This window comes from Nonomuraea sp. NPDC050733 (assembly GCF_040654215.1).
Classification (GTDB): domain Bacteria; phylum Actinomycetota; class Actinomycetes; order Streptosporangiales; family Streptosporangiaceae; genus Nonomuraea.
In genome coordinates, this window is record NZ_JBFAHO010000007.1 from 173,012 (window position 1) to 198,580 (window position 25,569).

The 25,569-nt window shown below is 72.1% G+C and carries 20 protein-coding genes; 8 read left to right on the forward strand and 12 right to left on the reverse strand.

The genetic code is table 11. The features are described from left to right. The first annotated feature begins 276 nt into the window (after positions 1-276). Positions 277-2,595, forward strand: coding sequence for a polysaccharide lyase 8 family protein (locus tag AB0H64_RS15940; RefSeq protein ID WP_357624413.1), 2,319 nt, complete (start codon positions 277-279; stop codon positions 2,593-2,595). A gap of 83 nt (positions 2,596-2,678) precedes the next feature. Here the strand turns inward: AB0H64_RS15940 and AB0H64_RS15945 are convergent, their stop codons facing one another. The 9 genes from AB0H64_RS15945 to AB0H64_RS15985 all read right to left on the reverse strand — a co-directional run bounded on the left by AB0H64_RS15945 (position 2,679) and on the right by AB0H64_RS15985 (position 14,790). Next, a complete protein-coding gene (locus AB0H64_RS15945; protein ID WP_357624415.1) occupies positions 2,679-4,616 on the reverse strand; it encodes a hypothetical protein in 1,938 nt (645 codons plus the stop codon). Further along, positions 4,613-5,731: a VWA domain-containing protein gene (locus AB0H64_RS15950; RefSeq protein WP_357624416.1), complete on the reverse strand. Its 1,119-nt coding sequence runs from the start codon at positions 5,729-5,731 to the stop codon at positions 4,613-4,615. Before AB0H64_RS15950 ends, AB0H64_RS15945 begins: the two co-directional genes overlap by 4 nt. Further along, positions 5,728-7,971: a DUF5682 family protein gene (locus AB0H64_RS15955; RefSeq protein ID WP_357624418.1), complete on the reverse strand. Its 2,244-nt coding sequence runs from the start codon at positions 7,969-7,971 to the stop codon at positions 5,728-5,730. Before AB0H64_RS15955 ends, AB0H64_RS15950 begins: the two co-directional genes overlap by 4 nt. Before the next feature lie 2 nt (positions 7,972-7,973). Next, positions 7,974-9,050, reverse strand: coding sequence for an AAA family ATPase (locus AB0H64_RS15960; protein WP_357624420.1), 1,077 nt, complete (start codon positions 9,048-9,050; stop codon positions 7,974-7,976). Next, positions 9,047-12,316, reverse strand: a complete 3,270-nt coding sequence (locus AB0H64_RS15965) for a DUF4132 domain-containing protein (protein WP_357624422.1) — start codon at positions 12,314-12,316, stop codon at positions 9,047-9,049. The genes AB0H64_RS15960 and AB0H64_RS15965 overlap by 4 nt, the downstream gene beginning before the upstream one ends. A gap of 215 nt (positions 12,317-12,531) precedes the next feature. Beyond that, positions 12,532-13,203 (reverse strand): DNA alkylation repair protein, encoded by a 672-nt coding sequence (locus tag AB0H64_RS15970; protein ID WP_357624424.1) that lies wholly within the window; start codon positions 13,201-13,203, stop codon positions 12,532-12,534. After that, positions 13,185-13,742 (reverse strand): DUF998 domain-containing protein, encoded by a 558-nt coding sequence (locus AB0H64_RS15975; RefSeq protein ID WP_357624426.1) that lies wholly within the window; start codon positions 13,740-13,742, stop codon positions 13,185-13,187. The genes AB0H64_RS15970 and AB0H64_RS15975 overlap by 19 nt, the downstream gene beginning before the upstream one ends. Continuing rightward, positions 13,742-14,395 carry an SRPBCC family protein gene (locus AB0H64_RS15980; protein WP_357624427.1) on the reverse strand — a complete coding sequence of 218 codons (654 nt, stop codon included), beginning with the start codon at positions 14,393-14,395 and terminating at the stop codon, positions 13,742-13,744. Before AB0H64_RS15980 ends, AB0H64_RS15975 begins: the two co-directional genes overlap by 1 nt. After that, complete coding sequence (locus AB0H64_RS15985) at positions 14,392-14,790, reverse strand: metalloregulator ArsR/SmtB family transcription factor (protein WP_357624429.1); 399 nt, start codon at positions 14,788-14,790, stop codon at positions 14,392-14,394. Before AB0H64_RS15985 ends, AB0H64_RS15980 begins: the two co-directional genes overlap by 4 nt. A 217-nt stretch (positions 14,791-15,007) precedes the next feature. Between AB0H64_RS15985 and AB0H64_RS15990 the strand changes: the two genes are divergently transcribed. Then, the gene (locus AB0H64_RS15990; protein WP_357624432.1) at positions 15,008-16,009 is read left to right on the forward strand and encodes an amidohydrolase family protein; all 1,002 of its coding nucleotides are present in this window, start codon (positions 15,008-15,010) and stop codon (positions 16,007-16,009) included. A gap of 131 nt (positions 16,010-16,140) precedes the next feature. Here AB0H64_RS15990 and AB0H64_RS15995 read toward each other — a convergent pair whose 3' ends face one another. Beyond that, a complete protein-coding gene (locus tag AB0H64_RS15995; protein ID WP_357624435.1) occupies positions 16,141-16,734 on the reverse strand; it encodes a TetR/AcrR family transcriptional regulator in 594 nt (197 codons plus the stop codon). Positions 16,735-16,868: 134 nt separating this feature from the next. On the opposite strand from AB0H64_RS15995, the gene AB0H64_RS16000 reads away from it, so the two are divergent. Continuing rightward, positions 16,869-18,464 (forward strand): carboxylesterase/lipase family protein, encoded by a 1,596-nt coding sequence (locus AB0H64_RS16000; protein WP_357624437.1) that lies wholly within the window; start codon positions 16,869-16,871, stop codon positions 18,462-18,464. A 214-nt stretch (positions 18,465-18,678) separates the two neighbouring features. On the opposite strand, the gene AB0H64_RS16005 is transcribed toward AB0H64_RS16000, so the two are convergent. Then, positions 18,679-19,593: an alpha/beta fold hydrolase gene (locus AB0H64_RS16005; protein WP_357624440.1), complete on the reverse strand. Its 915-nt coding sequence runs from the start codon at positions 19,591-19,593 to the stop codon at positions 18,679-18,681. A gap of 393 nt (positions 19,594-19,986) precedes the next feature. On the opposite strand from AB0H64_RS16005, the gene AB0H64_RS16010 reads away from it, so the two are divergent. Genes AB0H64_RS16010 through AB0H64_RS16020 form a run of 3 tightly spaced genes read left to right on the forward strand, consistent with a single transcriptional unit; the run spans position 19,987 to position 22,615 of the window. Then, positions 19,987-20,808, forward strand: coding sequence for a type II CAAX endopeptidase family protein (locus tag AB0H64_RS16010; protein ID WP_357624443.1), 822 nt, complete (start codon positions 19,987-19,989; stop codon positions 20,806-20,808). After that, the gene (locus AB0H64_RS16015) at positions 20,805-21,959 is read left to right on the forward strand and encodes a sensor histidine kinase (RefSeq protein ID WP_357624445.1); all 1,155 of its coding nucleotides are present in this window, start codon (positions 20,805-20,807) and stop codon (positions 21,957-21,959) included. The genes AB0H64_RS16010 and AB0H64_RS16015 overlap by 4 nt, the downstream gene beginning before the upstream one ends. Next, positions 21,956-22,615: a response regulator transcription factor gene (locus tag AB0H64_RS16020; RefSeq protein ID WP_357624447.1), complete on the forward strand. Its 660-nt coding sequence runs from the start codon at positions 21,956-21,958 to the stop codon at positions 22,613-22,615. Before AB0H64_RS16015 ends, AB0H64_RS16020 begins: the two co-directional genes overlap by 4 nt. A gap of 36 nt (positions 22,616-22,651) precedes the next feature. Here AB0H64_RS16020 and AB0H64_RS16025 read toward each other — a convergent pair whose 3' ends face one another. Continuing rightward, positions 22,652-23,134 carry a MarR family transcriptional regulator gene (locus tag AB0H64_RS16025; RefSeq protein ID WP_357624450.1) on the reverse strand — a complete coding sequence of 161 codons (483 nt, stop codon included), beginning with the start codon at positions 23,132-23,134 and terminating at the stop codon, positions 22,652-22,654. Positions 23,135-23,343: 209 nt separating this feature from the next. Here AB0H64_RS16025 and AB0H64_RS16030 point away from each other — a divergent pair, with 209 nt between their 5' ends. Both AB0H64_RS16030 and AB0H64_RS16035 read left to right on the forward strand, forming a co-directional pair. Beyond that, on the forward strand, positions 23,344-24,285 hold the full coding sequence (locus AB0H64_RS16030) for a zinc-binding alcohol dehydrogenase family protein (RefSeq protein ID WP_357624452.1): 942 nt from the start codon (positions 23,344-23,346) through the stop codon (positions 24,283-24,285). A gap of 18 nt (positions 24,286-24,303) precedes the next feature. Further along, a complete protein-coding gene (locus AB0H64_RS16035; protein ID WP_357624454.1) occupies positions 24,304-25,521 on the forward strand; it encodes an FAD-dependent monooxygenase in 1,218 nt (405 codons plus the stop codon). Positions 25,522-25,569 lie beyond the last annotated feature (48 nt).

Below are 25,569 nucleotides of genomic sequence, written 5' to 3' on the forward strand. Positions count from 1 at the left end.
GACGTAACGGTGCAGCGCCGCCGCGAAGGCTCCTTCTCGGCAGCGACGCCGTCGCCGCCGCCCGGAAGGCCGCGGAGATCCGCGCCGCCGAGACCGAGAAGTGGGCCGACGTGAGCCGCTCAGCCGACTACCCCGCGGACGAGCCGCGAGGGGGCTACGCGCGCTGATCAACCCCGCGCGGTTCCCCGGCGACGTTCGTGCGCGTGAAATGTTCCCCCCGCCTGCCGACATATGATCCTTTCAAGTGATATCTGCACGATCGTCGGAAAGGCCGCCATGCCCCACCCCCTCAGCCGGCGGTCCGCCCTGCTGGGCACCGCGGCCGTGGCCGGCCTCGCCCTGTGGGACAGACCGGCCGAGGCGGTCGGCACCACCGTGTTCGGCACCCCCGCGTCGAACGCCGCCGCGTTCGACGCCGCGCGTGAGCGGTGGGTGAGCCTGCTGGCCGGCGGATCGTACGACTCCGCGTACGCCGACAAGACCCAGGCGATCGAGGGCTCGGCCAACGCGGTGCTGCGCAAGCTGAAGCCCGCCCCCGGGCGCCCCAGCCTGTGGCCCGACCTGCCGCTCGACGACCCCCGGACGGGCAACTTCAACCGCGCCTACAACCGCATGCGCACCCTGGCGCTGGGCTGGGCCACGCCCGGCACCGCCATGCACGGGAACAGGCAGGTCGCCGAGACCGCGGTCAGCGCGCTGGACTTCCTGTACGAGCACGCCTACCACGAGGGGCTCGACCGGCGGGGCAGCAACTGGTACTGGTGGGAGATCGGCGTCCCCCGCTCGCTGACCGAAACCTGCGCCCTGCTGTACGACGGCCTGCCCAAGGACCGCCTGGAGCGCTGGCTGCGCCCCTTGCACCGCTGGTGCCCCGACCCGGAGCGCCGCGTCAGCCACCCCGGCGTCGTCGAGACCGGCGCCAACCGGGCGGGCAAGGCCATGGCGGTGGCGATGCGGGGACTGCTCACCCACGACGCACGCCTCATCAGGCGGGCCGGGGACGCGGTCTCCGACCTGCTGCGGCCGACCGGGGGTCCGGGCGACGGCTTCTACCGTGACGGGTCGTTCATCCAGCACGACGTGTACCCCTACACCGGCAGCTACGGCGTGGACTACCTGGAGAGCGTGGCCAAGCTGATCGCCATGCTCGCGAGGTCACCATGGGAGATCACCGGAATCGGGAACGTCTACGACCTCGTGGATCGCTCGTTCGCGCCGTTCATCTTCGACGGGCTGATGATGGACTGCGTACGCGGCCGGCAGATCTCGGTGCAGGGCCACCGCGACTACCACTCGGGACAGAAGGCGGTCGAGGCCGTCCTCACCCTGCTGGAGGCGGCGCCCGAGCGCCATGCCCGGCGCTGGCGGCCGCTGGTGAAGGGCTGGCTCACCCGCAACCAGGCCGTCCCCTACGACACGCTCGCGCCGCTGGCCAGCGTCGCACGGGCCAAGGCCCTGCTGGAGGACCCGTCGGTGCCGGTCGGCCCGCGTACGACGGGCACGTACGTCTTCGCCGACATGGACCGGGTCGTGCACCGCCGTCCCACCTGGGCCTACGCGATCGCGATGAGCTCGGAGCGCATCGGCGCGGCCGAGGCCATGAACCAGGAGAACCTGCACGGCTGGTACACCGGCGACGGCATGACCTACCTCTACACCGGCGACCTCACCCACTGGAACGACGACCTGTGGCCCACGATCGACCCGTACCGGCTGCCGGGCACGACGGTCGACACCCGCAGGCGCGCCGCTCTTGAGCACGGCAAGCGTCGCCTGCCGCCCACCCCGTGGGCGGGCGGCGTGGCACTCGACGGCGAGTACGGCGTCGCGGCCATGAAGCTGGTCGCCGACGGCTCCTCGCTGCGGGCCAAGAAGGCGTGGTTCCTCCTCGACGACGCGGTGATCGCCCTCGGCACCGGCATCACCGCCTCCGACGGCCGCCGCATCGAGACCGTCGTGGAGAACCGCAACACCCACGACAGTCATCCGCCGCTGACCCGGGGCGACGGCTGGGTCCACCTGTCGGGTACGGCCGGCTACGCGCTGCTCGGCGGCGCCGAGGCGAAGGTGATCCGCGAGAGGCGCACCGGCCGCTGGCGGGACATCGACCAGGGCGCCACCACCGGAGGCGACAGGACGCCCGTCACCAGGCACTACACGACGATCGTCATCGACCACGGCGTCGATCCGCGCAAGGCGCGCTACGCCTACGCCGTGCTGCCCGACGCCTCCGTCGCGCAGACCGCGGCCTACGGCGGGCGGGTCGAGATCCTCGCCAACTCCGGGGCGGTGCAGGCCATCTCCCGCGACGACGTGCTCGCCGCCGTCTTCTGGCGCGCGGGGACCGTCGAGACCGCGGACGGGCCGCTCGCCGCCGACGGCCCCTGCACGCTGCTGATCCGCCGCGACCACAAGCGGGTACGGCTCGCGGTCTCCGACCCGTCCAGGACCGCCGACGAGGTGCGGATCACGCTGCCCTGGCCGGTGAGATCGGTCAAGGAAGGCGGCCGCGGCGTCCGCAAGGCCAAGCACGCGGTCAAGGTGAAGGTCGGCGGCAGCCGCGGCCACACCCACACCGCGGTGGTGCGCGTCTGACAGTGATGATGGAGGTGAGCGCCTCCCATCCCTGCGGATGTGCGCCGTCCCGCGGGCCCGTACGAGGACGCGCCCGGCACAGGTCAGTTCAGGTCCAGGGCCACCTCCAGGCGCAGGTAGGCGTCGATCCAGGCCTGCTCGGCCGCCTCGTCGGAGCCGTGGGTGCGCGTCGCCGCGAAGGCCGTGACGGCCTGGGCGATCCGGTGCAGCCCGAGCACGGTCAGCCGCCGCGCCGCGGCGGCGAGCCGGTCGTCGTAGGTCGGCGGCAGGTGGGACAAGCCGTGATGGGCCACTTCGGCGAGCAGTCCCCGGGTGTCGATCAGGGCCGCGGTCAGTGGTTCGTGCGGGGCGTCCTCGGCGACCCTGAGCCTGCCGCTCCCACCGGCGGGCTGGAGGTCGGGGACGACGACCCGGCCGCCGCCGCTCCCGGCCGTGACCGCCAGACCGACCGGTTCGATGACGACACCGCCCGCGGTCCGCCCGACCACGCCGCTGACGAAACGCAGTTCGCCCTCCTCACCGGCGAGCACGGCGGCCAGCGAGTCGAGACGCCCGGGAGCGGCGCCGGTGTGAACGGCCCTCACGGTGGCGGTGTTACCCGCCCGGTCGACGATGACGGCGTCGAGACGCTGGTCTCCGGGGGCGTAGGTGACGGCCTCCACCCGCGCGACGGCGACGGCCCGGACCAGCTCCGCTTCCACCCTCGGGCGGATGGGCCGGAGCGTGAGGGCGTCGAGTTCGCGGCTGAGCGCGGCGAGGTCGGTCACCACCAGCGACGGCGGCAACTCGCCCCAGTCGCCCCGTGACGGGCTGACCGTCGTCCTGGAGATCCGCCCGGTGGCCAGCCGCACCGTACGGCTGGCGCTGCGGACGGCGGACTCCGTGACCAGGTTGCCGGTGGCCAGAGCGGCCAGCGTGGAGGTGGCGATCCGCCGCCGGCCCAGCGCCGGCCCGTCGTCGTCACCGTCCCACTGACGACGCAGGACCAGCACCATGGCACTGTCGCCGTGAGCCAGGTACACCTCGGCGATCCGCTGGTCGCCGAGACTGCGGATCCGGCAGCCGAGGCTCTCCAGCCGGGCCCGGCGCAACGGGGTCTCGGCGGCCTCGGCGGTGCCGAGCACGCTGCTGCGCAGGGTGGCGTCCGGCCGCGTCACCGCCCGGTGCCGGGCGTGCAGCTCGGCGACGTGGCTGGCGAGCAGCTCGGGACGGTAGTGGACGCTCCGGCCGTGATAGGAGGCCAGTTGCTCGGCGAGGTCGCCGACGGCCAGCAGCGGCCAGCGCGACCCGGCGGCGTCCAGCCGGCGCCGCACGTCGGCGATGGTGGCATCGAGGCCCTGACCGAGATGCGCCGCACCCTCACGCAGGACCGTGCCGGCCAGTCCCAGGGCCCGCTCCAGCCCGGAGGTGTCACCGGCGCCGGCCTCGCCGCCGACGTCGATCCGCACCTCGGGGACGTCGGGGTACAGCTCGTCGGCGTCCCGGAACGCCCACACCGCCAGGGCGACGACGTCATCGCGGCTGCCGGCGACGGCGTCGGTGTGGACGAACCCGAGGTCGCCGGGGACCAGGAAGCGCACGGTCGCGGCGGCCAGCTCGACCTGCGGGACCGGATCGGCGGTGGTCGCGCGGCGGACCCGCGCGGTGAATCCGGTCCGCTCCGTACGGCGAGCGGCGGCCATCAGGCGGGCGCCGATCCTGGCGGTGAGCTCGTCGTCGGTCACCTGCCCCGGTGACCAGGGCGGGGGCTCCGGGACAGCCTCGGCGGGCAGCCGTTGGTAGGCGAGGATCACCCCGACGACGTGCCGGCAGACGCCGGTGGCGCCGCAGGTGCAGCGGGCCACGTCGAGGCCGCCGGGAGGCAGGGCCGCGGCCACGCCGTCGGGGAAGCTGCCGTGCACGGTGCCGTCATCGTCGGTCCGAAGCTCCGGCGCGGCTTCCTTGCCGGCACGTTTGACCAGGCCGCGGTTGGTGAGCGCGGCGAGGGAGTCCGCCGTGAGCCCGAGAAGATCCGTCCTCATCGGCCCACGTGCTCCGCCACGAAGGTCGCCAGCTCGCCGGGTGTCATCGCGCCCACGTAGGCTCCGGCATCGGCCAGGCGCTGCGCCAGCTCCCGGTCGTAGGCGGGATTGGCCTGCTCGTCGAGGGCGGCCAGGCCCAGCACCTTGCTGCCCTGGGCCACCAGGTCGCGCACGACACGCACCAGCCGGTGCGGATCACCGCCCTCGTAGAAGTCGGAGATCAGCACGACGATCGCCCGGCGCGGCCGGTCCACCAGGCCCGCGCCGTACGCCGCCGCGCGGGCGATGTCGGTGCCGCCGCCGAGCTGGACCTTCATCAGCAGCTCCACCGGGTCGTCGACGTCGGCCGTCAGGTCCACCACTTCGGTGTCGAAGGCCACCAGGTGGGTGCGTACACCGGGCAGCCCCCACAGGCAGGCCGCGGTGACCGCCGAGTGGATCACTGAGCCGACCATCGACCCGGACTGGTCGACGAGCAGGATCACCTGCCACTGCTCCAGGTGGCGGCGGGTGCGGGAGAAGAAGAACGGGGTCTCGATCACCACCTTGCCGGTCTCCGGCTGGTAGCGGCCGAGGTTGGCGCGCAGGGTCCTGACCATGTCGAAGTTGCGGGCCAGCCGCATCCCGCCGGGCCGGCGCACCTTGGTGCCGGAGAACGCGCTCCGGACCTCGGTGGCGAGCTTCTCCATCAACTGCCGTACGACCTGCTCCACGATCCGCCTGGCAAGCCGCAGCACCTGCGGGTTCATCAGGTGCTTGGTCCGCAGCACCGCCTTGAGCAGCGCCGGATCGGGTTCGATGCGGGCCAGCACGGCCGGGTCGGTCACCACGTCATGGATCTCGTAACGCTCGACCGCGTCACGGTGCAGTCGTTCGACGGTCTCCTTGGGGAACAGCCGGGCGATGTCGTCGAGCCAGTCGAAGGTCGTCAGCGTCGACGAGCCCGTCCCGCCCCGCCGTACGCCACGCCGGCGCAGGTCCTCGTCGCGGCCGTAGAGCCAGTCCAGGGCCGCGTCACGGGCGGCGGCCTCCGCGTCGAGTTGCCGCCCCCCGAGGCACGCGCTGCCGGGCTCGCCGAGCAGCAGGCGCCACCGTTCCAGGGTGGGGTCGCTCATGAGGTGATCAGTCCTTCCCGGCGCAGCGCCGCCTCGACCCGCTCGTCCAGTGCCATACCGGCGGCCACCAGCTCCGGTGCCGCGTCCAGCCGCATCAGGTCCCATCCGGACGCGCCGCCGGCGCGCCGCTCGACCAGGCGGGTGGCGATGAGGTGCCGCTCGCGGGGCGGGAAGGAGCCGAACGCCTGGCGCAGCGCTGGCAGGGCCACCAGGAAGTCGTCATCGGTCATCCCACCGACCAGCTCGTCGAGCAGCTCCAGCAGGCCGGCGGTGTGCAGCACCTCCTCGCGGGCGAGCGCGAACAGCCCGGCCAGCCAGTCCCCGGCCGACGCCGGGACGAACGCGCCGCGCACCGCCCGCGCGGGGTCCGCGGCAGCCGTGCCACGCAGTGACCAGCCCAGACCCAGCGACGCTCCCCGCAGGTCGGGTGGCGCCTCCCGGTCGGCGGCGAGCCGGTCGGCGACGCCCAGCGCCGCGGACGTGTCCAGCCCGAGCGACGGGCCGGCATGCCTGAGGGCGTCACGGACGGCGATCATGGAGTTGATGCGCTGGAGGTCGGCCGGCGCGGGCCCGCCGCGCACGCCTTCGGCCAGCCACAGCGCCCGGCGGGTGGCGGCCTGGACGACCGCGCCCAAGGTGGCGCTGCCACTGGTGCGGAACAGGTCGTCGTGGCGCCACATCGCCAGGGCGACCGTGAGGGTGCGGCCCAGCGATCCCAGATCGGCCGTCGCGCCGACAGCCCGCGCCAGGTCGTCCAGCACCTGTCCGGTCAGTTCGCCGATGCCGCACAGCGCCGTGTCGAACAGAACGTCGGCCAGCTGGTCCAGGTCCGCGCCCGTGATCCGTTCGGCGAGGGCGGCAGCCGCGGCCTCCTGCGGGTCCACGCCGTACCCGCCGGCCTCGATCAGTGCGGGCAGCCGGTCGTCGGAGTCGGTCAGCGTCCATCGTTCGACCAGCTCCGTGCCGCCTGCCGGGCTGGGTCCCGAGATGCGCGCCACGCCGGGGATCCGCAGCACCCGCAGCCGGTGCAGCAGCCGGCTGCGCTCGCGATCGGCCTCCCTGCCGAGGTCGAGCCGTTCCTCACCCGGACCACCCAGCACCGCGAGAACCGCGTGGACCAGCGGTGGCAACGGAGTCGACCGATGCAGGCGGCCCACCCGGTCACCGCTGAGGGCCGCGATCATCTCGACGATCACCGGATGGTTGCCGGCCTGCAACGGGCCACGGGCCGCCCAGGGCAGCGGGGCCTCGATCGCCTCGCTGACCAGCGCGCCGGCCAGGCCGTCCAGCACATCGACCCGGGCCGGATGCGGATGACCGCGCATCAACGCGAGCCCGTCCGCGGTGGCCCGCGCGGCGATCAGGTCCGCGGTGGACACCGGCTGGCGCCGGGCGCGCAGCCGGGCCGTCACCGCCTCGGTGAGACCGCGCGCGGCGGCTGCGGGCCCGGACTCCCACAGGTGCTGGTAGTAGCCCGGCGACGGCATGCCCGACTGGTAGCCGTCGAAGGCGTCCAGCCGCCGGAACGAGTACGGCACCAGGTAACTGCCGACGACGGCGTCCGCGGGCGGCCGCGGCACCTCCGGCCGGCTGCGGTCACCCTGCTCGGCCAGCCGGATCAACGTGGGCCGGTGGAAGCCGCCCGTGACCACGACCACCGGCCGCTCGCCCGCGTCGGCGACGGTGGCGCGGATCCACTGCGCCATGTACTCCTCGCGGGCCACGTCGTCGGGCCCGGCCTGCGTGTCGCCGCGCACCAGGTCGAAGTAGGCGGCCAGCCGTTCGGCCAGCCCGTCGGCCGGCTCGATCTCGAACAGGTGGTCCCACAAAGCGTCCGCGTTGTCCACGGCGAAGGCACGGCACAGCCGTCCGGTCACCTCGCTGTAGCGGGCCTCGGCGTCGGCGTAACGGTTGCGGACCCCGGCCAGCGCCGGATGCCAGGCGGGCAGGTCGATGAAACGCAGCTCGGCGCCGACGTCACGGCCCGCGGTCAGCGCCGTCCACTCCGGTGAGTAGTCGCACAGCGGCGTCCACGAGCCGTGCCGGCGTTCCCGGTCCCGGTAGCTGGTGTAGACCGCGATCGGCAGCTCATGGCCCAGCAGGAGCTCGTCCATCCGGTGGTTCATGTCCGCCGGGCCTTCGACCAGCACGTACGCGGGCCGTACGGAGTGGATGGTGTCGGCGACCAGCCGGGCGCAGGCGGGGCTGTGGTGCCGCACGCCGAGGAATGTGACCGCCATCGTCAGCCCGGAAGCAGGTGGCGGGCCTCGTACAGGGCCTTCCACTGGTCGCCGTGCCGTTTCTGCTCCAGATATCTGCGGAGTTTCGCGAGATCCTCCGGGCTGTCCTTGGCCGCCGTGCCGGCCAGGCAGGAGACCAGGTCGGCGGGGGTGCCGGGCTCTCCGCGCAGGAACCAGCCGCGCAGTCCGACGGCATGCGCGACCGAGACGGCCTCGGCGGTGCTCATCACCCCGGAGAGCCGGTCGGTGGCGTCACCGCGCGCGGTCTGCCCCTCACGCAGCTCCCGGAACGCGGTGACCAGGACCTCCAGCACGTCGCGCCGTGGCGGCGCGCCGACGCCCGACCGCTTCAGCAGAGCGGTGGCCTCCGCCTCCACCAGCAGCAGCTCGGTGTCGAAGTCGGCGATCGGGAAGACGGTCTCGAAGTTGAACCGGCGCTTGAGCGCGGCGCTCATCTCGTTGACGCCGCGGTCGCGGGTGTTGGCGGTGGCGATGACGGTGAACCCCTCCTGGGCGAACACCATCGCCTCCGGGCCGGTCAGCTCCGGCACGGCGAGCACGCGGTCCGACAGCGGCGACAGCAGGCAGTCCTGCACCTCCAGCGGGCACCGGGTGATCTCCTCGAAGCGCACCACCTTGCCCTCGGCCATACCGCGCAGCAGCGGAGCGGCCACCAGCGACCGGGTGGACGGGCCCTCGGCGACCAGCAGGGCATAGTTCCACGAATATTTGATCTGGTCCTCGGTGGTGGCCGCTCCGCCCTGGATGGTGAGCGTCGAGGTTCCGCTCACCGCCGCGGCGAGCAGCTCGGACAGCAGCGACTTCGCCGTGCCCGGCTCACCCACCAGCATCAGCCCGCGGTTGGTCGCGAGCGTCACCAGGGATCGGTCGATCAGTGAGGGATCACCGACGAACTTGCGGCTGATGCCCAGCTTCTCATCGCCGAGGACGAAGCGCCGGGCGGCTCGCAGGCTCAACGCCCAGCCGGGCGGCCGGGCGTCGGTGTCGTTGTCCCGCAGCCTGGCCAGCTCGCCGGCGTAGCGGATCTCGGCCGGGGGCCGCTGGACGCGCTCGTTCATCGGGTGATCTCCCGCAGGTCACGCAGGATCTCGGAGACGGTGATCGGGTCGAGGCCGTCGAGGGCGCCGGGGCCGAACCCCGCCAACGTCTGCTCGTCGGCGAATTCGAGGTAGCCGATCGCGATGCCCGGATCGAGACCGATCGTGAGGGTTCTGCCGCCGGGCACGTCCCGCTCGATCCAGCACTGGATGCCGGCGTCCTGTGGCGCGCCCCGCCGCCAGCCACGCCGTTCCAGGCCGATCACCTTGCCGGTGGGGATCTTGGCGGCGCTGATCTCGGACAGCAGCGTCTCGTCCGGCTGACATGTCTCCCGGCCCAGTTGCGGGAACGGCTGGAGGATCTCGTAGTCGGCGAACACCTCGGCCCACGCGGCCAGCTGCTCCCCCAGCTCCAGCGGGTGCGCCACCCCCACGACGGCATCGTCGGGCAACGTCAGCGCGTCGTCCTCGACGTCGGCGAAACTGCGGTCCTCGGCCACGCGCAGGGCGCCCGTGAGCCGGCCCGAGGCGTCGTAGAGGCCCCACACCAGCCGCCGGACGATGTGCCAGAGCAGCGGGTGGCCGACGAGCAGCCGCTCGAACTCCGGGCCGCTCCAGCGGCGCCGGTCCACCATGGCCTGCTCCAGCCGGCGGATGCTGTCCGCGGCCACGGCGCGCACGTCCTTCTTCAGCCCGGCGAACCGCTGGTGGGCGGCGGGCGCCAGCTCCGGATCGTCGTTCGCCCCCGGCTTGGGCAGGTTCTTGAGCCGCTTCCCCGCGGCGTCGGCCACGTACGGCTTGAGCTGCTCGTCGAAGCCGACGACGAACTGCCTGCGGCCGTAGTCGAGGGTCATGCTGCCGTCGGCGGACAGCCCGAAGTCCGGCACCAGCCGGTCGGCCAGCTCCTGCCGCGTCAGGCCGAGCTCCGCGGCGACCTGGTCCATCTTCTGCCTGGCCCGGTTCTTGAGCCCGCTGAACTTGACCTTCTCCGCGATGCCGTGCAGGTGCATCAACGCGACCTCGGAGCCGATACGGGCCAGCAGCTCCAACCCTGCGACCGCGCGCGCGTGCCCGCCCTCGCCGGGCCAGGTCCTGATCAACGGCGTCAGCCGCCGGACGGTCTCGTCGTCGCCGAGCAGTGCCAGCGCGTCCATCGCCCAGCTCTCCTTGGACGGGTAGCCGGCCGCCTGCCAGCGCTGGAACAGCGCCCAGCCGAAGTCCGCGAGGCTGCGGCTGTCGCAGGCCTCCTTGACCAGGGCGAGACCGGCGTACGGGTCACCGAGCCGGGAGATCGCCAGCATCGTCATCACGTGGCGGGCCGCTTCGGCCGGCAGCGCGCCGGCGTCGCCGCGCAGGCGGATGGGCGCCAGGATCGCGACGTCCGCCCACTCGGGCAGCACGGGCAGCTTCGCGGGCAGCGCGTCGAGCGGGTCGGCCGAGAGCAGGTCGGCGATCGCGGCCTCGGCGACGGGGCCGTAACCGGCGGCGGCCTTCGCCACGGCGTCGCTGCCGCCGCCTGCGGCCAGCGCCGCCAGCGCCTGCTCGGCCTGGCGCCGGCCTGCGCCGGGCTTGCCCAGAGCCGGTGGGATCAGCGCCCTGGCGGCCGCCTCGGGGTGGCGGGCCAGCCACGCCAGCGCGGTGGCGCGCACCGACTTCAGCCGGGCCAGCCACTCGGCCATCAGCACGGCGATCTCCGGGCCGGCGAACGGGAGCAGCGACGGAGCGATCGCGGCGGGGTTGCGCCGGGCGCTGTCCAGCGCGAGGGGCAGCGCCGCCAGCTCGAACCTGGCGACCACCGTCGGCATCCATTCGGAGACTCCCCAATGGTCAGAAGGGCGCCACTTGCCGATCAGCGGTCCGGCCAGCTTCTCGGGCCCGGAGACGAACAGGGAGATCTCCTCGTACCAGTGCCCCCGCCGGCCGGCGGCGAGCTCGCGGGCGATCTCCTTCCAGTTCTGGCGCCAGGCCCGAATCCATGAATCGTCCCCCGATCGGGCGAAACGCCAATGGTCCCGCTCCCCCGGCCCCCACACCACGGTCGGCTCGTCGGCGCACACCAGGCCGCTCACCACGATCGGCTTGCGGACCGTGCGCGGACGGGTCCACGGCGGGCTCACCAGCACCTCGGGCAGGGCCTCGAGCGGAGCGGTGGCGACGGGCGCGGCGGTCGCGATCTTGTTGATCCGCTCGGCGGCGGCGGCTCCGACGCTCGCGAGGACCTCGGCCACCAGGTCGGGATGGGCCAGCACGTGGGCGCGCAGCAGCAGGTCCGCGACCTTGCCGCCGGTGGTGGCCAGCATCCGCATCGCCCGGCGCGGGAAGCGGGCCGCCGCGCGCAGGAGGGCCGGCTGGGTGTACTTGTGGTCGATCCGGTCGAGGAGCGCCAGCATCGCCGCGTCGGCCGGCAGCTCGGCGAGCATGCCCAGCAGCCGCCGCTCGCTTTCCGCGTCGTAGAGCTGGTCGAACCAGCCGGCCAGCAGCGGCACGGCGGCCAGGCCCATGCCGTCGACGAGTGTGGCGGGCAGAGCGAGGGAGCCCATCACGTGGTAGCCGTGCACGTGGCCCGCGATCAGCGCGGCGTGCTCCGGCGTGCTGACCGCGGCGACCAGGTCGAGCGCGAGACCCGGATTGACGTGGCTCACCTCGGCGCAGTCGGCCGCGACCCAGTCCATCTCGGTCGGCGCCAGGTAGGAAGCCGCCACCCGATGGTGGAGCCCGCCTTCACGGCTCACCGCGAGCGCCGCGACGACCTCGGCGTACTCCGCGTCCGATGCGGCCGAGAGGACGGCACGGACCCGCGCGGCGAGCTCCGTCCGCTTCCAGCCGTACCCGTGGTGCGTGGTCTCACCGGCGGCCAGCCGCCCGACCGTCCAGTTCTTCCCGTCGACGTGGAAAACCAGCGAGGCCAGTTCGGTGGCGGCCACAGCCGCGAACACCAGGCCACGTTCGACCAGCCAGGATTCGGCGAACAGGGGCAGCAGCCGCTGGGCGTCCCAGGGCAGGGACGCGGTGACCACCGCGGCGCCCAGCGGCGTGGCGGTGGGCTCCCCGTCCAGGTACGCCGTCCCCGCGGAGGCGAGCTCCGGGTCGGGACACGCCGCCAGCGAGTCGCGGATCGCCTGCCGACGCTCGTCCAACCCCGCGGCGAGCTCCTTGGGCGCGCCCGCGTCCAGCGGCTTCACGGCGACCCGCGCTCCACCCCGCCGCGGATGAAGACTCCGCAGCCAGGCGGCCGGCATCGTCAGCCGGTCCTCATCCTGGACGCTGTCGCTCGCCGCTGTGCTCATACCGGTACCTCCACGCTGTGTTCGAGTAGGGCTCGGCGTTCAGGCGACGGGGTGACCACGCCATCGCCGACGCCTCATCCGTGATCGTCAGCGGCGAGTATTGCGGGCATGACCGACAAACTCCCACTCATCGCATGAGCGACGACTACATGGACGCCAAGAAGATCGGCGGCATCCACCGCGGCATGGGATGACCGGTATCAGCAGGGACGTTCCTACGTGTCGTGCTGTCGGCGCACCATCTCGGTGATCCAGACGGGCGCGAACGGGGATGTGCAGTTCGGAGGAGTCGGGTAGTCCTTGAGCACCTCCAGGCGCTCACCGATGTCCATCGCGCGGGCGCGGTGCTCGGCGTGCTCGATCCCGATCTGAGCCAGGCAGTGGTTCATCGCCCACTGCAGGCGAGCCGGGGCGTCCCTCATCTCCGCCTCGACGACGTCGAGCAGTCCCGCGAGGTCGAGGCCCTCGGGCTGCTTGGCCACGCGTTCGGTGGTCAGCGCCCAGCCGGCACTCGCGACCACTGGATCCGGATCGGCCGACCAGGCCAGGCGCAGCTCTTCGGCGTGCGGGTTCTTCTTCACCACGTAGTTCACGAGCCAGTCGTGCACCTTGGGGGTGCGCGCCTCGCGCACCATGACGTCCAACTCGTCGCGCTCGAACGCCTTCGGGCGGCAGATCAGGATCGCCAGCAGTCTCGCCGCGGTGTCCTCCGTCTTCCAGAGCCGGTGCGCGAGTTCCTGCTGCGTCTTCAGCCGCTTCGCGAGCGCGCGCAGCGTGCCGAGGTTCACGCCGTGATCGTCACCGTGTTTCCGGTTCGCCTCCCGTGTCCTCGGGTCCTCGATAGCGGCCAGCTCGGCCATCACCTCGGCTACCGTCGTCTCCGCCACCTCAGCCTCTTCTCCATCCTGTGGATCGTCCCGGCAGCGGGTGCCACCCGGTGTTCGCCCGCGTCGGTCCGCGGTCCGCGGTTCGCGGTCCGCGGTCCGCGGTTCGCGGTTCGCGGTGAGCCGGACGCGATCGCGTCAGCGCGATCACGGGGAGTGCCCGGCGGGAAGCCGTCGGCCGGGTCGGCGGAGAAGGCGGCCGCGCCCAGCATCCCGGCACCGAGCACACCGATCAGCCGTGGTCCCCCCGTACCTCCCGGCCCCGCCGCCGGGCCGAGGACCCGGTGCAGCCCGATCGCACACGCCACGAACAGCAGACCGCCGGCCACGAAGCCGGCGATCTGGATCCAGCCCTGGTCGCCGTCGCCCGGCATGCTGGCCGGGTGCCGGCTGATGTCGAACCCGTCCCTGGTGAGCATCTGCGGGACGACCACGACGATGTAGAGCGGTCCGGCGACGATGCCGCAGGTCAGCGGCGCTCTCGTCGATCGGGTGACTGCCCCGGGCGCCCTGCCGTCGGCGGAGGTGACGTCGTGGGTCATCAGCCGTCGCCGCCCGTCTCGGGGGCGAAGTGCTGCACCGCGAACGCGACGGCCGCGGCGATGTCGTCGTCACCGGTGCCCCAGGCGGCCTGGATCGCGGCTCCCCAGGCGTGGCAGCTGCGGACGGCGAACTCCTTTCCCTCGGGGGTGTCCTGCCAGGTGGCGGGGTCGAACGTCACGCCGTTCAGGAAGAGGTCGAGGCCGAGCAGCGCGAGGTCCCAGCCGCAGCCGACTCCGATCGTGCCACCGGGACCGTAGGTGCGCACGAGCTCGTCGACGATCTGGGCGGGTGAGGCGTGCTCCAGCTCGAAGACGGTGCGGCCGTCGTCGCCGGGCGACAGGCGCACCTCGACCTCGGTCGGCATGCCCTCGCCGAAGACCCAGGTCACCTTGATCAGACGGGGCTCCTCACAGCGCAGGATCTCGCCACCGGCGTTGTCCTTGAGCTGGAACGTACCGCCGACCCGCAGGTCGCCCTCGACCTGGCCCAGCCATCGGCCGAGCCGCTCCCGGTCGGTGCAGGCGTTCCAGACGTCTTCGATCGGGGCGTCGTAGACCCGGCGCAGCAGCACCGACCGCCCTTCACCGGTGGCGACCGCCTGATTGCCCATCTCCCGCTGGGTGGCGTTGATCTGGTTGACGATGTCGATCACGTGTCCTCCTCGCTGACGGACTCTGTCTCCTGACGGCGTTCCGGTGCCCCGGCAGCGTTTCCACTGTTGTCGCGGCGTTCGCGTCTGCCGCGGACGAGCTCGGCGGACAACGCGTCCAGGCGCTGGCTCCAGAACCGCCGGAAGCGCTCCAGCCAGATGTCGACCTCCTGCAGAGGCGCTGCCTCCACCGCGTAGAGGCGCCGCGTACCGTCCGGACGCACGGTGACGAAACCCGACTCCCTCAGCACTCGCAGGTGCTGCGACACCGCAGGTGGCGAGATGCCGAACTCTGCCCGGACGACCTCGCTGACAGCGCCGGCGGCCTGCTCCCCGTCGGCGAGCAGCTCCAGTATCCGGCGCCGCACCGGGTCGCCGAGGACGTCGAAAGCGTGCACCCAGGAACTATGTCAGCGTCGGCTTAATTAAGTCAAGCCTTAAGGATGTTCCGCGGGTTCGCAGGGGCGGCTGTGCGGGCAAGTCGGTCCCACCGTTCCGCAACAGGCATGCATCGGCGACAACGCCATCCCCATAGCGATCCTTATCGGTGGTAACGCTCCATGGATGACAGTGTTAACGTAGCTTCGGTTCCATCGGAAGCAGCGGCTGGCCCACATGGACGACCAGGGCATCGACGTCGCCGTGCTGTCCCTGTCGTCGCCGGGTGTGCAGGACCTGCCGGAGGCCGACGCGATCACGGTGGCCCGGGAGGCCAACGACCAGCTCGCGGAGATCGTCGCCTCGCGGCCCGACCGTTTCCAGGCGTTCGCCGCGATCCCCACCCAGTCGCCGGCCGCGGCCGCGGCCGAGCTGGAGCGCGCGGTGGGCGAGCTGGGCTTCCCCGGCGCCATGCTCTACGGCCGCACCGGGGACAGACTGGCCGACCATCCCGACAACGACGAGCTGTACGCCACCGCCGAACGGCTCGGTGTGCCGCTGCACTTCCACCCGCAGTTACCGGTCCAGCCGGTGATCGACGCCTACTACTCCGGCATCGGCCCGATCGGCACGCCGCTGGCCGGAGCGGCGATCGGCTGGTACTACGACCTGGGCGTGCAGTACCTGCGGATGATCTTCTCGGGTGTCTTCGACCGGTTCCCCGACCTGCAGGTGATCGCCGGACACTGGGGCGAGGTCGTCATGTTCTACCTCGACCACACCGGATTCTTCGCCGAGGCCGGCGGCCTTCGGCGGCCGCTCGCGGACTACTTCAGGCAGAACTTCTGGATCGCCGGCAGCGGCACCAACAGCCCCCGCTACCTGCGCTGGACGGCCGAGGTCATGGGCACCGACCGGATGCTGTACTCCACCGACTACCCCTTCACCTACGGCTTCCGCCCCGGCGGCTTCCCCTATGTCGACACCAGCAACGGCGCCGCCCGCTCGTTCCTGGAGGAGGCGCCCTTCACCGACGAACAGAAGGCCGACATCGCCCACCGCAACTGGGAACGCCTCACCGCCCGCGGCCCCCGGCGGCCTGCAGCGTCACTGTCCCTTCCAGACGGAGTTGGCGCCTGGGACGGGTTCTGGCCAGCGGCACGACACTTTGGTCTGGACGGTTTCGAGCCGAGTTGTTCAGGTCTTTCTGTCCGCGAGGGGCCTCAACCTCCGGGGTAGTCGATCGGCATGAGCACCGATGAGCCTGGTTCCGAGCTCTGTGACTGGTGTGGCGTGGTCGATCCACAGTCGGGCGCGGTAATGCATGTGAGCCCTTCGTCCAACTCCTGCGTTTTGAAACACCGGGAAGGTCATGGAGTGTCTCCTTCCGTCACAGGCTGGCCGGTGATCAAGGCCAGGGCGGTGGCCAGGTCGTGGCTGGTGGGGGCCCGTTCGGGGTCGATCAGGTACTGGGCCATGATCCCGGTCAGCAGCGCCTGGTAGAAACCGCCCACCGCCCAGGCGTTCGGGTCGGCGGGGTCGAGGCCGGCGAGCACCTGGGCCAGGCCGAGACGGGCGTGCTCCAGACCGGTGGCCAGGTAGGCGCGAGCCTGCTCGGCGTGCTGAACCTGGCCGATGACGTCGAAGGTGGCGGCCCACAGCGGCCGGTGGAGCTCGAAAGACTTGATGATCTGGGCCCAGGCCGCCTCGAAGCGTTGCAGCGGGCTGGCCTCGGGATCGGCCGGAACGGCGGCCAGCGCCAGGGCCAACTGCTCGCCCCATTCCTGCGAGGCCTGCGAGAGGGCCTCGTTGAGCAGCGCCTCCTTGGAGCCGAAGTGGTAGCCGACGGCCGCCATGCTGACGCCGCCGGCGGCGGCGGTGATGTCGCGGATGCTGGTGCGCGCGTAGCCCTTGTCGTTCAGGCAGCGCTTGGCACCGGCGATCAGATCTTCGCGGTTACCCATGAGGTCGCAGCCTACCACAAGAATGAAACGAACGCCTTAGGCGTTCGACTTAGGCGTTCGCCTTGCGCGATCGCCTAAGTCGGTTGTACGGTTCTCGGCATCGGAAAGATCACGGATGTGAAGGAGCTGGGCAGATGACCGGCAAGGACAAGCTCGCAGGGGGACTGACGGCCCTGGGCGCGGCAGGGGCGATCCTGGCGCCCTCGGCGGCGGCCGCGGACAGCGAGGCATTGGTCCACACCGACCGGGGGCCGGTGCGCGGCATCGTCGCCGAGGACCACCGCTCGTTCCTGGGCATCCCGTACGCTGCTCCGCCGGTGGGCGAGCTGCGCTGGCGGGCGCCCCGCCCGGCGGCGGCCTGGACCCAGCCGCGCCAGGCCACCACCCCCGGCCCGATGTGCGCACAGACCGGTGACCACCTGGGCGGCGGCAGCACCAGCGAGGACTGCCTGTACCTGAACGTGACCACCCCCCGCCTCCCGCAGGGCCGCAAGCTGCCGGTGATGGTGTGGCTCCACGGCGGCAGCTTCAAGGACGGCGCCGGCCACCTGTACGACGCCCGGCGCCTGGCCGACCAGGGCAACGTGATCGTGGTGACCGTCAACTACCGGCTCGGCGCCTTCGGCTTCCTGGCCCACCCGGCCCTGCACGACGCCGACGGCCTGTCCGGCAACTACGGGCTGGCCGACCAGCAGGCCGCCTTGGGCTGGGTCCAGCGCAACGCAGCCGCCTTCGGCGGCGACCCGCACAACGTCACGCTGTTCGGCGAGTCCTCCGGAGCCATCGCCGTCTGCGCCCACCTGGCAGCCCCCGGATCGGCCCGCCTGTTCCACCGCGCCATCCTGCAAAGCGCCCCCTGCACCGCCCCGTGGTCACCCTCCCTGGCCATGGCCAACAACCCCCGCCCTCGCACGCAGGCCGAACGCGACGGCCGAGCCCTGGCCAAGCGGCTGGGTTTCGGCGAGTCGCCGACCGCCCAGCAACTACGCGCGATCCCGGCCGACAAGCTGCTGCAGGCCGCCTCCGATCCGGCCCAGCCCGGCTTCGGCCCGGCCGTCGGCGGCGCGTTCCTCCCGCTGGACCCGGCCCGCGCCATCACCACCGGCCGCTTCCACCAGGTGCCGGTGCTGTACGGCATCAACCGCCACGAGCAGCGCATGCACGTGTGGGGCCTGGAGATGGCCAAGTACCAAGGCCCGATACCCGCCGACCGCTACGACGAGGAGGTCCGCGCCGCCTTCGGCGCCAACACCGGCAAGGTCCTGGCCCGCTACCCCCTCTCTGCCTACGCCTCGCCCAGCCAGGCCCTGGCCACCGCCCTGACCGACGCCCAATACGCCCGCCCAGCCCTCGACACCGGCAAAGCACTCTCACACCAGGTCCCGACCTACGCCTTCGAGTTCGCCGACGCCAACGCCCCCTGGTTCGCCGCCTTCCCCAAGCCCTACGACATGGGCGCCTACCACGCAGCCGACCTGCCCTACCTGTTCGATGTCGGCTACAACCAGCCCCTCACCCAGCAGCAGCGCCACCTGGCCGACCACATGATCGGCTACTGGACCCGCTTCGCCGGCACCGGCGACCCCAACGGCTCGGATGCACCCGCCTGGCACCCCTTCACCACTGCACGCCCTCAAGTCCAGTCCCTGGCCCCCGGCGATGACGGCATCAAGCCCGCCGACTTCGCCCGCGACCACCGCTACGACTTCTGGACCTCACTCAACAGCTGAGACGTTCGATGAGCTTCCTCGGCGGCCGCGGCATCACTGTCGCCATCACGTAATTCCCAGTCGGGAACCCAAACGGGGCGCCGCTTGCGGGAGAACCACAAGATCGGAGCCGAAGGCGGAATCCGACAACTCAACCTGAACACCGACACGAGCACCGACAACAACACGCGAACACCGACAGCTTCAACTGCAACCGACAGTCACCACCGGCGGGTCACTCGCCATGCGCCTGACGTGCGGCCTGCGCGGTGACGCGCTCGATGGCCTGGACGGCGACGTCGGGCTCGTCGACGTAGACGTAGTGCCCGCTGTTGGCCGCCGTGCTCAGCTTGCCGCCGCTGGACAGCGCGAGCCACTTGCGCTGGCCCGCGGCCCACGCCTTCTCCAGGCGCGGCCCGTACTCGGGGACGGCCTCCAGGTACGGCTTGCCGTGCCTGATGACCTCGACCGGGATGTCCCCCGCGGAGCCGACCTTCCCGTCGGTGACGACGAGCTTCTCCGGGTTCTGGCCCTGGAACATCGCCAGGTTCTGCGCGCGCAACTCGGCCGCCGGGCCCTTGGCCGACTCGGGGATCGACTTCGTGATGTCGGCCAGCATCGTGGGCGGGGTGGCGTCCATGAGGACCAGCCCCTTGACCCGGTCCTGATGGCCGGGGGCGTACCTGGCGGCGATCAGCCCGCCCAGCGAGTGGCCGGCCAGGACGACGGGGTTGTCACCGGCGACGCGGTCGAGCACCCCGGTCAGGATCTTGCCGGTGCTGGAGAAGTCCTGCGGGCCGTCCGGTTTGTCGCTCGCGCCCGCGCCGAGCCGGTCGTAGGAGCAGGCCCGGTTCTTCCTGCTCAGCGTCTTCTGGACGGCGGCCAGCTTGTCCAGCCCGTCCCCTCCCCCGTGCATCAGGACGATGACCGGTCCGCCCTTCTTCGGGTGGCCCAAACAGGACACGTTCACCGACCGGCCCGCGACCTTGATCTTCTGGGTCCCGGAGATCGGGGCGGCACCGGCTGTCCGCGTGACCGGGGCCAAGGGGTCCCAGTGCTCCATCGCGTCGCCGTCGCAGCCGGCGACCCCCGCGCCGAGCACGGTGCAGCACAGCATGGCCACGACGGATCTCTTGATCTTGCGGAGCATGAGGTCCTCCAGTGAGGGGGTGGATGCCGGAATGAGGCGCACGGCGATGCGGCGGAGCGCGACGGGGCCGCCGTGGCCGCGTCGTAACGCTACGGATATGGCGGTCCGTGATCGTCCCCGCACGGTGGACATTCACCGGTAGCTCGGACGGGGGACAAACCCGAGGTCTGCCGGGAGGCCCTGGGCGTCGCCGCGGCCGTACTCGTCGTGACGTCGCGCGGCGGCCGCGATCGCCCCGCTGTGACGTGCGACGGATCGCATGTGCCCCTGTCCCCCGTGCGAGCTACCCGCGAGTGTCCACCGCACGGGGACGATTCCAGGCCGCCGAATCCCTAGCGTTTCCCGGCGTAGCGGCGGCACCCCGTCGCGGAGTCCCCACGTAAGGAAGTCGTCATGCGGTTGTTGAAACAGCTCGTCCCCGTCGCGGTGGTCGCCTTCCTCGGCGGCGCGATCGTGGGCGCGGTGCAGGGAATCCCGCTCCTCACCCTGCTCCTCGGCATGGCGACGGCCGTGCTCGCTGTGCTCGTGTACGGCCGGGCGGTCCGGTGGTCAGAGCGTCGCGCACCGGCGGAGGTGGCGGCGCGAGGCGCCGCCGGTGCCATCGCGCGAGGGACGCTGATCGGGGTCGCGCTGTTCGCGGCCGTCATCGTGAACATCGCTCTCGTGGGCGGCTACCGGGTCGACGGCCCGGGCTCGCCGGCGGGCGCGGCCGGACTGCTCGGGTTCATGGCCGCCGCCGCGGTGACGGAGGAGCTGCTGTTTCGCGGCATCCTGTTCAGGATCGTCGAGGAACGCACGGGGACGTGGCCGGCGCTGGCGCTGACCGGCCTGCTGTTCGGCCTGTCGCACCTGTTCAACCCGCACGCCAGCCTGTGGGGCGCGATCGCCATCGCGATCGAGGCGGGCGGCATGCTCGCCGCCGCCTACGCGGCCACCCGCACCCTGTGGGTGCCGATCGGCGTGCACTTCGGCTGGAACTTCGCGGCGGCCGGCATCTTCGGCACCGAGGTCTCGGGCAACGGCGCGACGCAGGGGCTGCTGCACGGCGTAACGTCGGGCCCGGCCCTGCTCACGGGCGGCGAGTTCGGGCCGGAGGCGAGCCCGTACGCGGTGGTGTTCGGCCTGCTGCTGACGGTCGTGTTCATGTGGCTGGCCCGCCGGCGCGGCAACGTGGTCCCGATCCGGCGCGGCGCGACCGCTACGCTCGCCCGATGATCGATCTACGGCGGGTCACGGACCTGTGGCGGCGGAGCGACGTCGTGGTCCGGGATTTACCGTTCGGGCTGGTGCTGGCCGCCGTCTCGTTCCTGCCGGCGCTCCACGGCAAGGGGACGCAGGTCGGCGACCTGCCGGTCCGGCCCTTCGACGCGCTGGCGTTCGCGGTGATCGCCCTGGAGTCCCTTCCGCTGGCCGTGCGACGGCGGTGGCCGGCCGTGTGCCTGGCTCTGGTGTCGCTGGGTTTCGCCCTCGACCAGGTGCGCGCCTACCACGTGCTCGCGAGCAACGCGATGCCCGTCGCGCTGATCAGCGCGGGCGCCCATCTGGAGCGCCACCGGCGCGTCACCGTGATCATCCTGTCCATGGCGTACGTGCCGCTGGCGCTCGCGCTCAACCGGCTCGGCGCGACCGAGAAGGTGGAAGGTTACGTGGTGTTCTACCTGGCCCTGGCCCTCGCGTGGGGCATCGGGGCCTGGCTGCGCTCCACCCGCGCCGCCGAGGGGGAACGCCGCCGCCACCTCGCCGAGGCCACCCGCGCCGCCGAACGCACCCGGATCGCCCGCGAGCTCCACGACGTCGTGACGCACCACGTGACGGCGATGGTCGTGCAGGCCGAGGCGGCCCGCTACCTGATGGCCGCGCCCGATCGCCTCGACGCGACGCTGAGCGCCGTCACCGACACCGGCCGGCGGGCCATCACCGATCTGCGGCACATGCTCGACCTGCTAAAAGCCGATCATGACACCGACGTCAGCGTGCCCTCCGCCGGCGAGCTGCGTGCGCTCGTGGAGCAGACCCGCCAGGCCGGGCAGCCGGTGGAGTTCGCCGAGGAGGGCAGTCCGGCGGAATCGGCGGGCAGCGCCGAGTTCGTGACCTATAGGGTCGTCCAGGAGGCCCTGACGAACGCCCTCAAACACGCCCACGGCAGCCCCACCGCGGTCCGGGTGCGCTACGGCGAGAAGGAGATCAGCGTGGAGGTCAGCACCGACGGCCCCGGCTCCCGGGCCGTCTCCCCCGGCGGGAGCGGGCGGGGTCTGGCCGGGCTCCGCGAGCGGGTGGACGCCCTGGGCGGCGAGTTCAGCGCCGACCGGCGAGCGGGTGGCGGCTTCGTCGTACGGGCCCGCATCCCCGCGGAGAGCCCGTCGTGACGGCGCCGGTCCGGGTCCTGGTCTGCGACGACCAGGCGCTGATCCGCACCGGGTTCGCGACGATCATCGACGCGCAGCCGGACCTGGAGGTGGTGGGCGAGTGCGGCGACGGCCGTGCCGCGGTGGATCTCGCCCGCCGGCTGAGCCCCGACATCGTGGTGATGGACGTGCGGATGCCGGTGCTCGACGGCATCGAGGCGACCCGTCTGCTGGCCGGCGCCGGGGTGGAGCAGCCGGTCAAGGTGCTCGTGGTGACGACGTTCAACCTGGACGAGTACGTCTACGAGGCGCTGCGGGCCGGCGCGAGCGGGTTCCTGCTCAAGGACGCACCGCCGGCGCAGCTGCTGCACGGCATCCGCACCGTCGCGGCGGGCGCCGCGCTGCTGGCGCCCGAGGTGACGCGGCAGCTCGTCGGCAGGTACGCGTCCCGGATCCGCCCCGCCCGGGACAAGCCGGACGACACCGCGCTGACGCCGCGCGAGCTGGAGGTGCTGCGCCTGATCGCCGACGGCCTGTCCAACAGCGAGATCGCCGCCACCCTGGTGATCAGCCAGGAGACGGTCAAGACGTACGTGTCGCGCATCCTCACCAAGCTCGACCTGCGTGACCGCGTGCAGGCGGTGGTCTACGCCTACCGCAGGGGCATGGTGACCTGAGGCGAACCCACCTCGATGGGGCGAACGCCGCGGACGTCAGGAATCGTCCGTGGCCCTGTTCGACCGTCGGGGCGCGGCCGTCGGCCCCCCGGCGGCATGCGCAGGCGACGAGCGGGCCGAGACGACGTTGAGCAGGCTGACGAGCCGATCGAGCTGCTCCGGGTCCAGGCGGCCGGTCGCGGGCGCCAGGGCACGCCGGATGTCGTCCTCCACGCGTTGGGCGAGTTCGAGCCCGGCCGGGGCCAGGTACACCTCGACGACCCGGCCGTCATAGGGGTTCTTGCCGCGTGTCAGCAGCCCCCGGCGCTGCGCGCGGTCAATGAGGCCGGACATCGTGGACTTGTCCAGGCCGAGGTAGTCGGCCAGCTCGGTGATGCGGGCGCGGCGGTCGCGCAGGATGCCGAGCACCCGTAGCTGGGTGAGCGACAAGTCGTGCTCGCCGCCGATGCGGGTCAGCACGCCCGCCACCTCGAACGTGGTCCGGACGAGGGCGTCCATGGCATCGTCGGCGGCGCTCATGCCGTCATGCTAGTCCGGCATGGTTGGCAATACCAACCATGCCGGACCGGACGAAGGCCGGCACCGCGCCCGCTCGGGGACGCCTCGCGACCCGCTCCGCACCAGGTGATCGACGGACACGGCATCGATCACGCCGCAGCCGGTTGACAAGGTTTGTATTACCAACAATCATACAAGTAGTTGGGAAAACAAACTTTCTGGAGGTCACCATGCACGCTGCCGTCATCCAGGCGGCCGACGCCCCGCCGGTCTATCGCGACCACCCCGACCCCGCGCCACGCCACGGCGACGAGCTGGCCGTCGAGGTCCTCGCGGCCGGCCTGCACCATCTGACCAGGGCCAAGGCGAACGGCTCGCACTACTCCAGCGACGGCGCGTACCCCTTGGTCCCCGGCGTCGACGGCGTCGTACGCGACGAGGAGGGCAACCTCCGCTACGTGGTCCTGGACGACACTCCTCTGGGGACGTTCGCCGATCACACCCTCATCGACCCTCGCCGCAGCGTGATCCTGCCCGGCGGAATCGACCCCGTGCGGATCGCCGCCGCGATGAACCCGGCCATGTCGTCCTGGGTCGCGCTGCGCAGGCGCGTCGGCTTCCACGCCGGCCGGCGCGTCCTCGTCCTGGGCGCCACCGGCAACGCCGGACGGATGGCGGTCCAGATCTCCAAGCTGTTCGGCGCCGCCCAGGTCATCGCCGCCGGCCGCGACACCACCCGCCTGAAGGCGCTGACCGCGCTCGGCGCCGACGAGACGATCACCTTCGACCAGATCGGCCACGCGGAGATCGGCCATGCGGCCGACGTCGACGTGGTCATCGACTACGTGTGGGGCGACCAGGCCGCCGGCGCCATGATGGCGATGCTCACCGCCCGCGCCGACCGCACCACCCCGCTGACCTGGATCCAGATCGGATCCGTCGCGGGCCAGAGCGCGCCGATCCCCTCCGCGGCCCTGCGCTCCGCCCGCCTGCAGATCGTCGGCAGCGGCATCGGCTCGGTCCCCGCCCGCGACTTCCTCGCCGAACTGCCGGAACTGGCCGCGGCGGTGACCGCGGGCGCGATCGACGTACGGGCCCGCGCCGTACCCCTCGCCCAGGTCACGCAGGCGTGGACCGCCGAGACCGACGACCGCATCGTCCTCGTCCCCTAGCCGTTCGAGAAGGAAGTCATGACCTCGTTGAGCAGCAGGAAACGGGCGCTGGTCGTCGGCCTCGGCGTCAGCGGCATCGCCACGGCGATCGGCCTTCGGCGCATCGGCTGGGATCCGGTGATCGTGGAGAGAGCGCCGGGCCGCCGATCGGGTGGTTACTTCGTCGTGTTGTTCGGCGCCGGCCAGGCCGCCGCGCGGCGACTCGGCATTCTGGACGCCCTCCCCGACCGATCGCCGCCCGGCGGCATCACCTACACGATGGATCGTGCCGGCGTCCGCAGGCCCGGCCTGGGGTTCGGGGACCTGCCGACCTCACCTCGCATGATGCTGCGCGGCGACGTGGAACGTGCCGCCTTCGCCGCGCTCCCGCGCGACGTGGAGATCCGCTACGCGACGACCCCCACCGCCATCGAGCAGGACGCCTCCGGCGTGGAGGTGACGCTCGAACACGACGGTGGATCCGTGGCCGAGCGATACGACCTCGTCGTGGGCGCCGACGGGTTACGGTCCACGGTCCGGCGTCTCGTCTTCGGCCCGCACGACAGGCATCTGCACCGGCTCGGCTACATGATCGCGGCGACGATGCTGCCGGGTCCGGTCGGCGGGCTCTCCCCGCACGAGGGGGCGGGTCTCCTCGAGCCCGGCCGGGCCATGTGGGTCTTCCCGTTCGCCGATCACCCGCCCACCGTGCTCTTCTCCTACCGCACCGACGACGTCGACGCCGAGTTCACCGGCCGGCCCGCCGAACGGGTCCGCGCCGCGTACGGATCTCAGCCCACGGGCCGGCTGCTCGGCGAGGCGCTCGACGCGCTCGACGCCGCCGACGAGTTCCTGTTCGACTCGGTGGAGCAACCCCGCATGGACGCCTGGTCGCACGGCCGGGTCGTGCTGGTCGGCGACTCCGCGTGGTGCCCCAGCCTGTACGCCGCCATGGGCATCTCCGCCGGGCTCGCCGGAGCCGACCTGCTCGCCGGCATGCTGCACCGTCACCCCGGCGACATCCGCGGCGCTCTGCGCGCCTGGGAGGCACAGCTTCGCCCGCACATGACCTACTACCAGGCCAACGGCGTCGATCAGCGGTATTTCGTCACCCCGGGCAACCAGCGGCAGATCGCCCTCCGGCCCCTCCTCGCGCGCAGCCTCCGGCTCCCCGTGATCGGCGACGCCCTGCGCTCGCTGCGGAGCAGCTCCAGGTCCATCCGAGAACGGGAACGGGACATCGCCCACGCCGGCTGACCCGAGCCCGGTCCACACGCACGCACTCAGACGATGATGCCCGCCCGG

Excerpts from the sequence above, each read along its gene's own strand:
- AB0H64_RS15940 (WP_357624413.1), top strand. The coding sequence starts at position 277 with ATGCCCCACCCCCTCAGCCGGCGGTCCGCCCTGCTGGGCACCGCGGCC.
- AB0H64_RS15945 (WP_357624415.1), bottom strand. The coding sequence starts at position 4,616 with ATGAGGACGGATCTTCTCGGGCTCACGGCGGACTCCCTCGCCGCGCTC.
- AB0H64_RS15950 (WP_357624416.1), bottom strand. The coding sequence starts at position 5,731 with ATGAGCGACCCCACCCTGGAACGGTGGCGCCTGCTGCTCGGCGAGCCC.
- AB0H64_RS15955 (WP_357624418.1), bottom strand. The coding sequence starts at position 7,971 with ATGGCGGTCACATTCCTCGGCGTGCGGCACCACAGCCCCGCCTGCGCC.
- AB0H64_RS15960 (WP_357624420.1), bottom strand. The coding sequence starts at position 9,050 with ATGAACGAGCGCGTCCAGCGGCCCCCGGCCGAGATCCGCTACGCCGGC.
- AB0H64_RS15965 (WP_357624422.1), bottom strand. The coding sequence starts at position 12,316 with ATGAGCACAGCGGCGAGCGACAGCGTCCAGGATGAGGACCGGCTGACG.
- AB0H64_RS15975 (WP_357624426.1), bottom strand. The coding sequence starts at position 13,742 with ATGACCCACGACGTCACCTCCGCCGACGGCAGGGCGCCCGGGGCAGTC.
- AB0H64_RS15990 (WP_357624432.1), top strand. The coding sequence starts at position 15,008 with ATGGACGACCAGGGCATCGACGTCGCCGTGCTGTCCCTGTCGTCGCCG.
- AB0H64_RS15995 (WP_357624435.1), bottom strand. The coding sequence starts at position 16,734 with ATGGGTAACCGCGAAGATCTGATCGCCGGTGCCAAGCGCTGCCTGAAC.
- AB0H64_RS16000 (WP_357624437.1), top strand. The coding sequence starts at position 16,869 with ATGACCGGCAAGGACAAGCTCGCAGGGGGACTGACGGCCCTGGGCGCG.
- AB0H64_RS16005 (WP_357624440.1), bottom strand. The coding sequence starts at position 19,593 with ATGCTCCGCAAGATCAAGAGATCCGTCGTGGCCATGCTGTGCTGCACC.
- AB0H64_RS16010 (WP_357624443.1), top strand. The coding sequence starts at position 19,987 with ATGCGGTTGTTGAAACAGCTCGTCCCCGTCGCGGTGGTCGCCTTCCTC.
- AB0H64_RS16015 (WP_357624445.1), top strand. The coding sequence starts at position 20,805 with ATGATCGATCTACGGCGGGTCACGGACCTGTGGCGGCGGAGCGACGTC.
- AB0H64_RS16025 (WP_357624450.1), bottom strand. The coding sequence starts at position 23,134 with ATGAGCGCCGCCGACGATGCCATGGACGCCCTCGTCCGGACCACGTTC.
- AB0H64_RS16030 (WP_357624452.1), top strand. The coding sequence starts at position 23,344 with ATGCACGCTGCCGTCATCCAGGCGGCCGACGCCCCGCCGGTCTATCGC.
- AB0H64_RS16035 (WP_357624454.1), top strand. The coding sequence starts at position 24,304 with ATGACCTCGTTGAGCAGCAGGAAACGGGCGCTGGTCGTCGGCCTCGGC.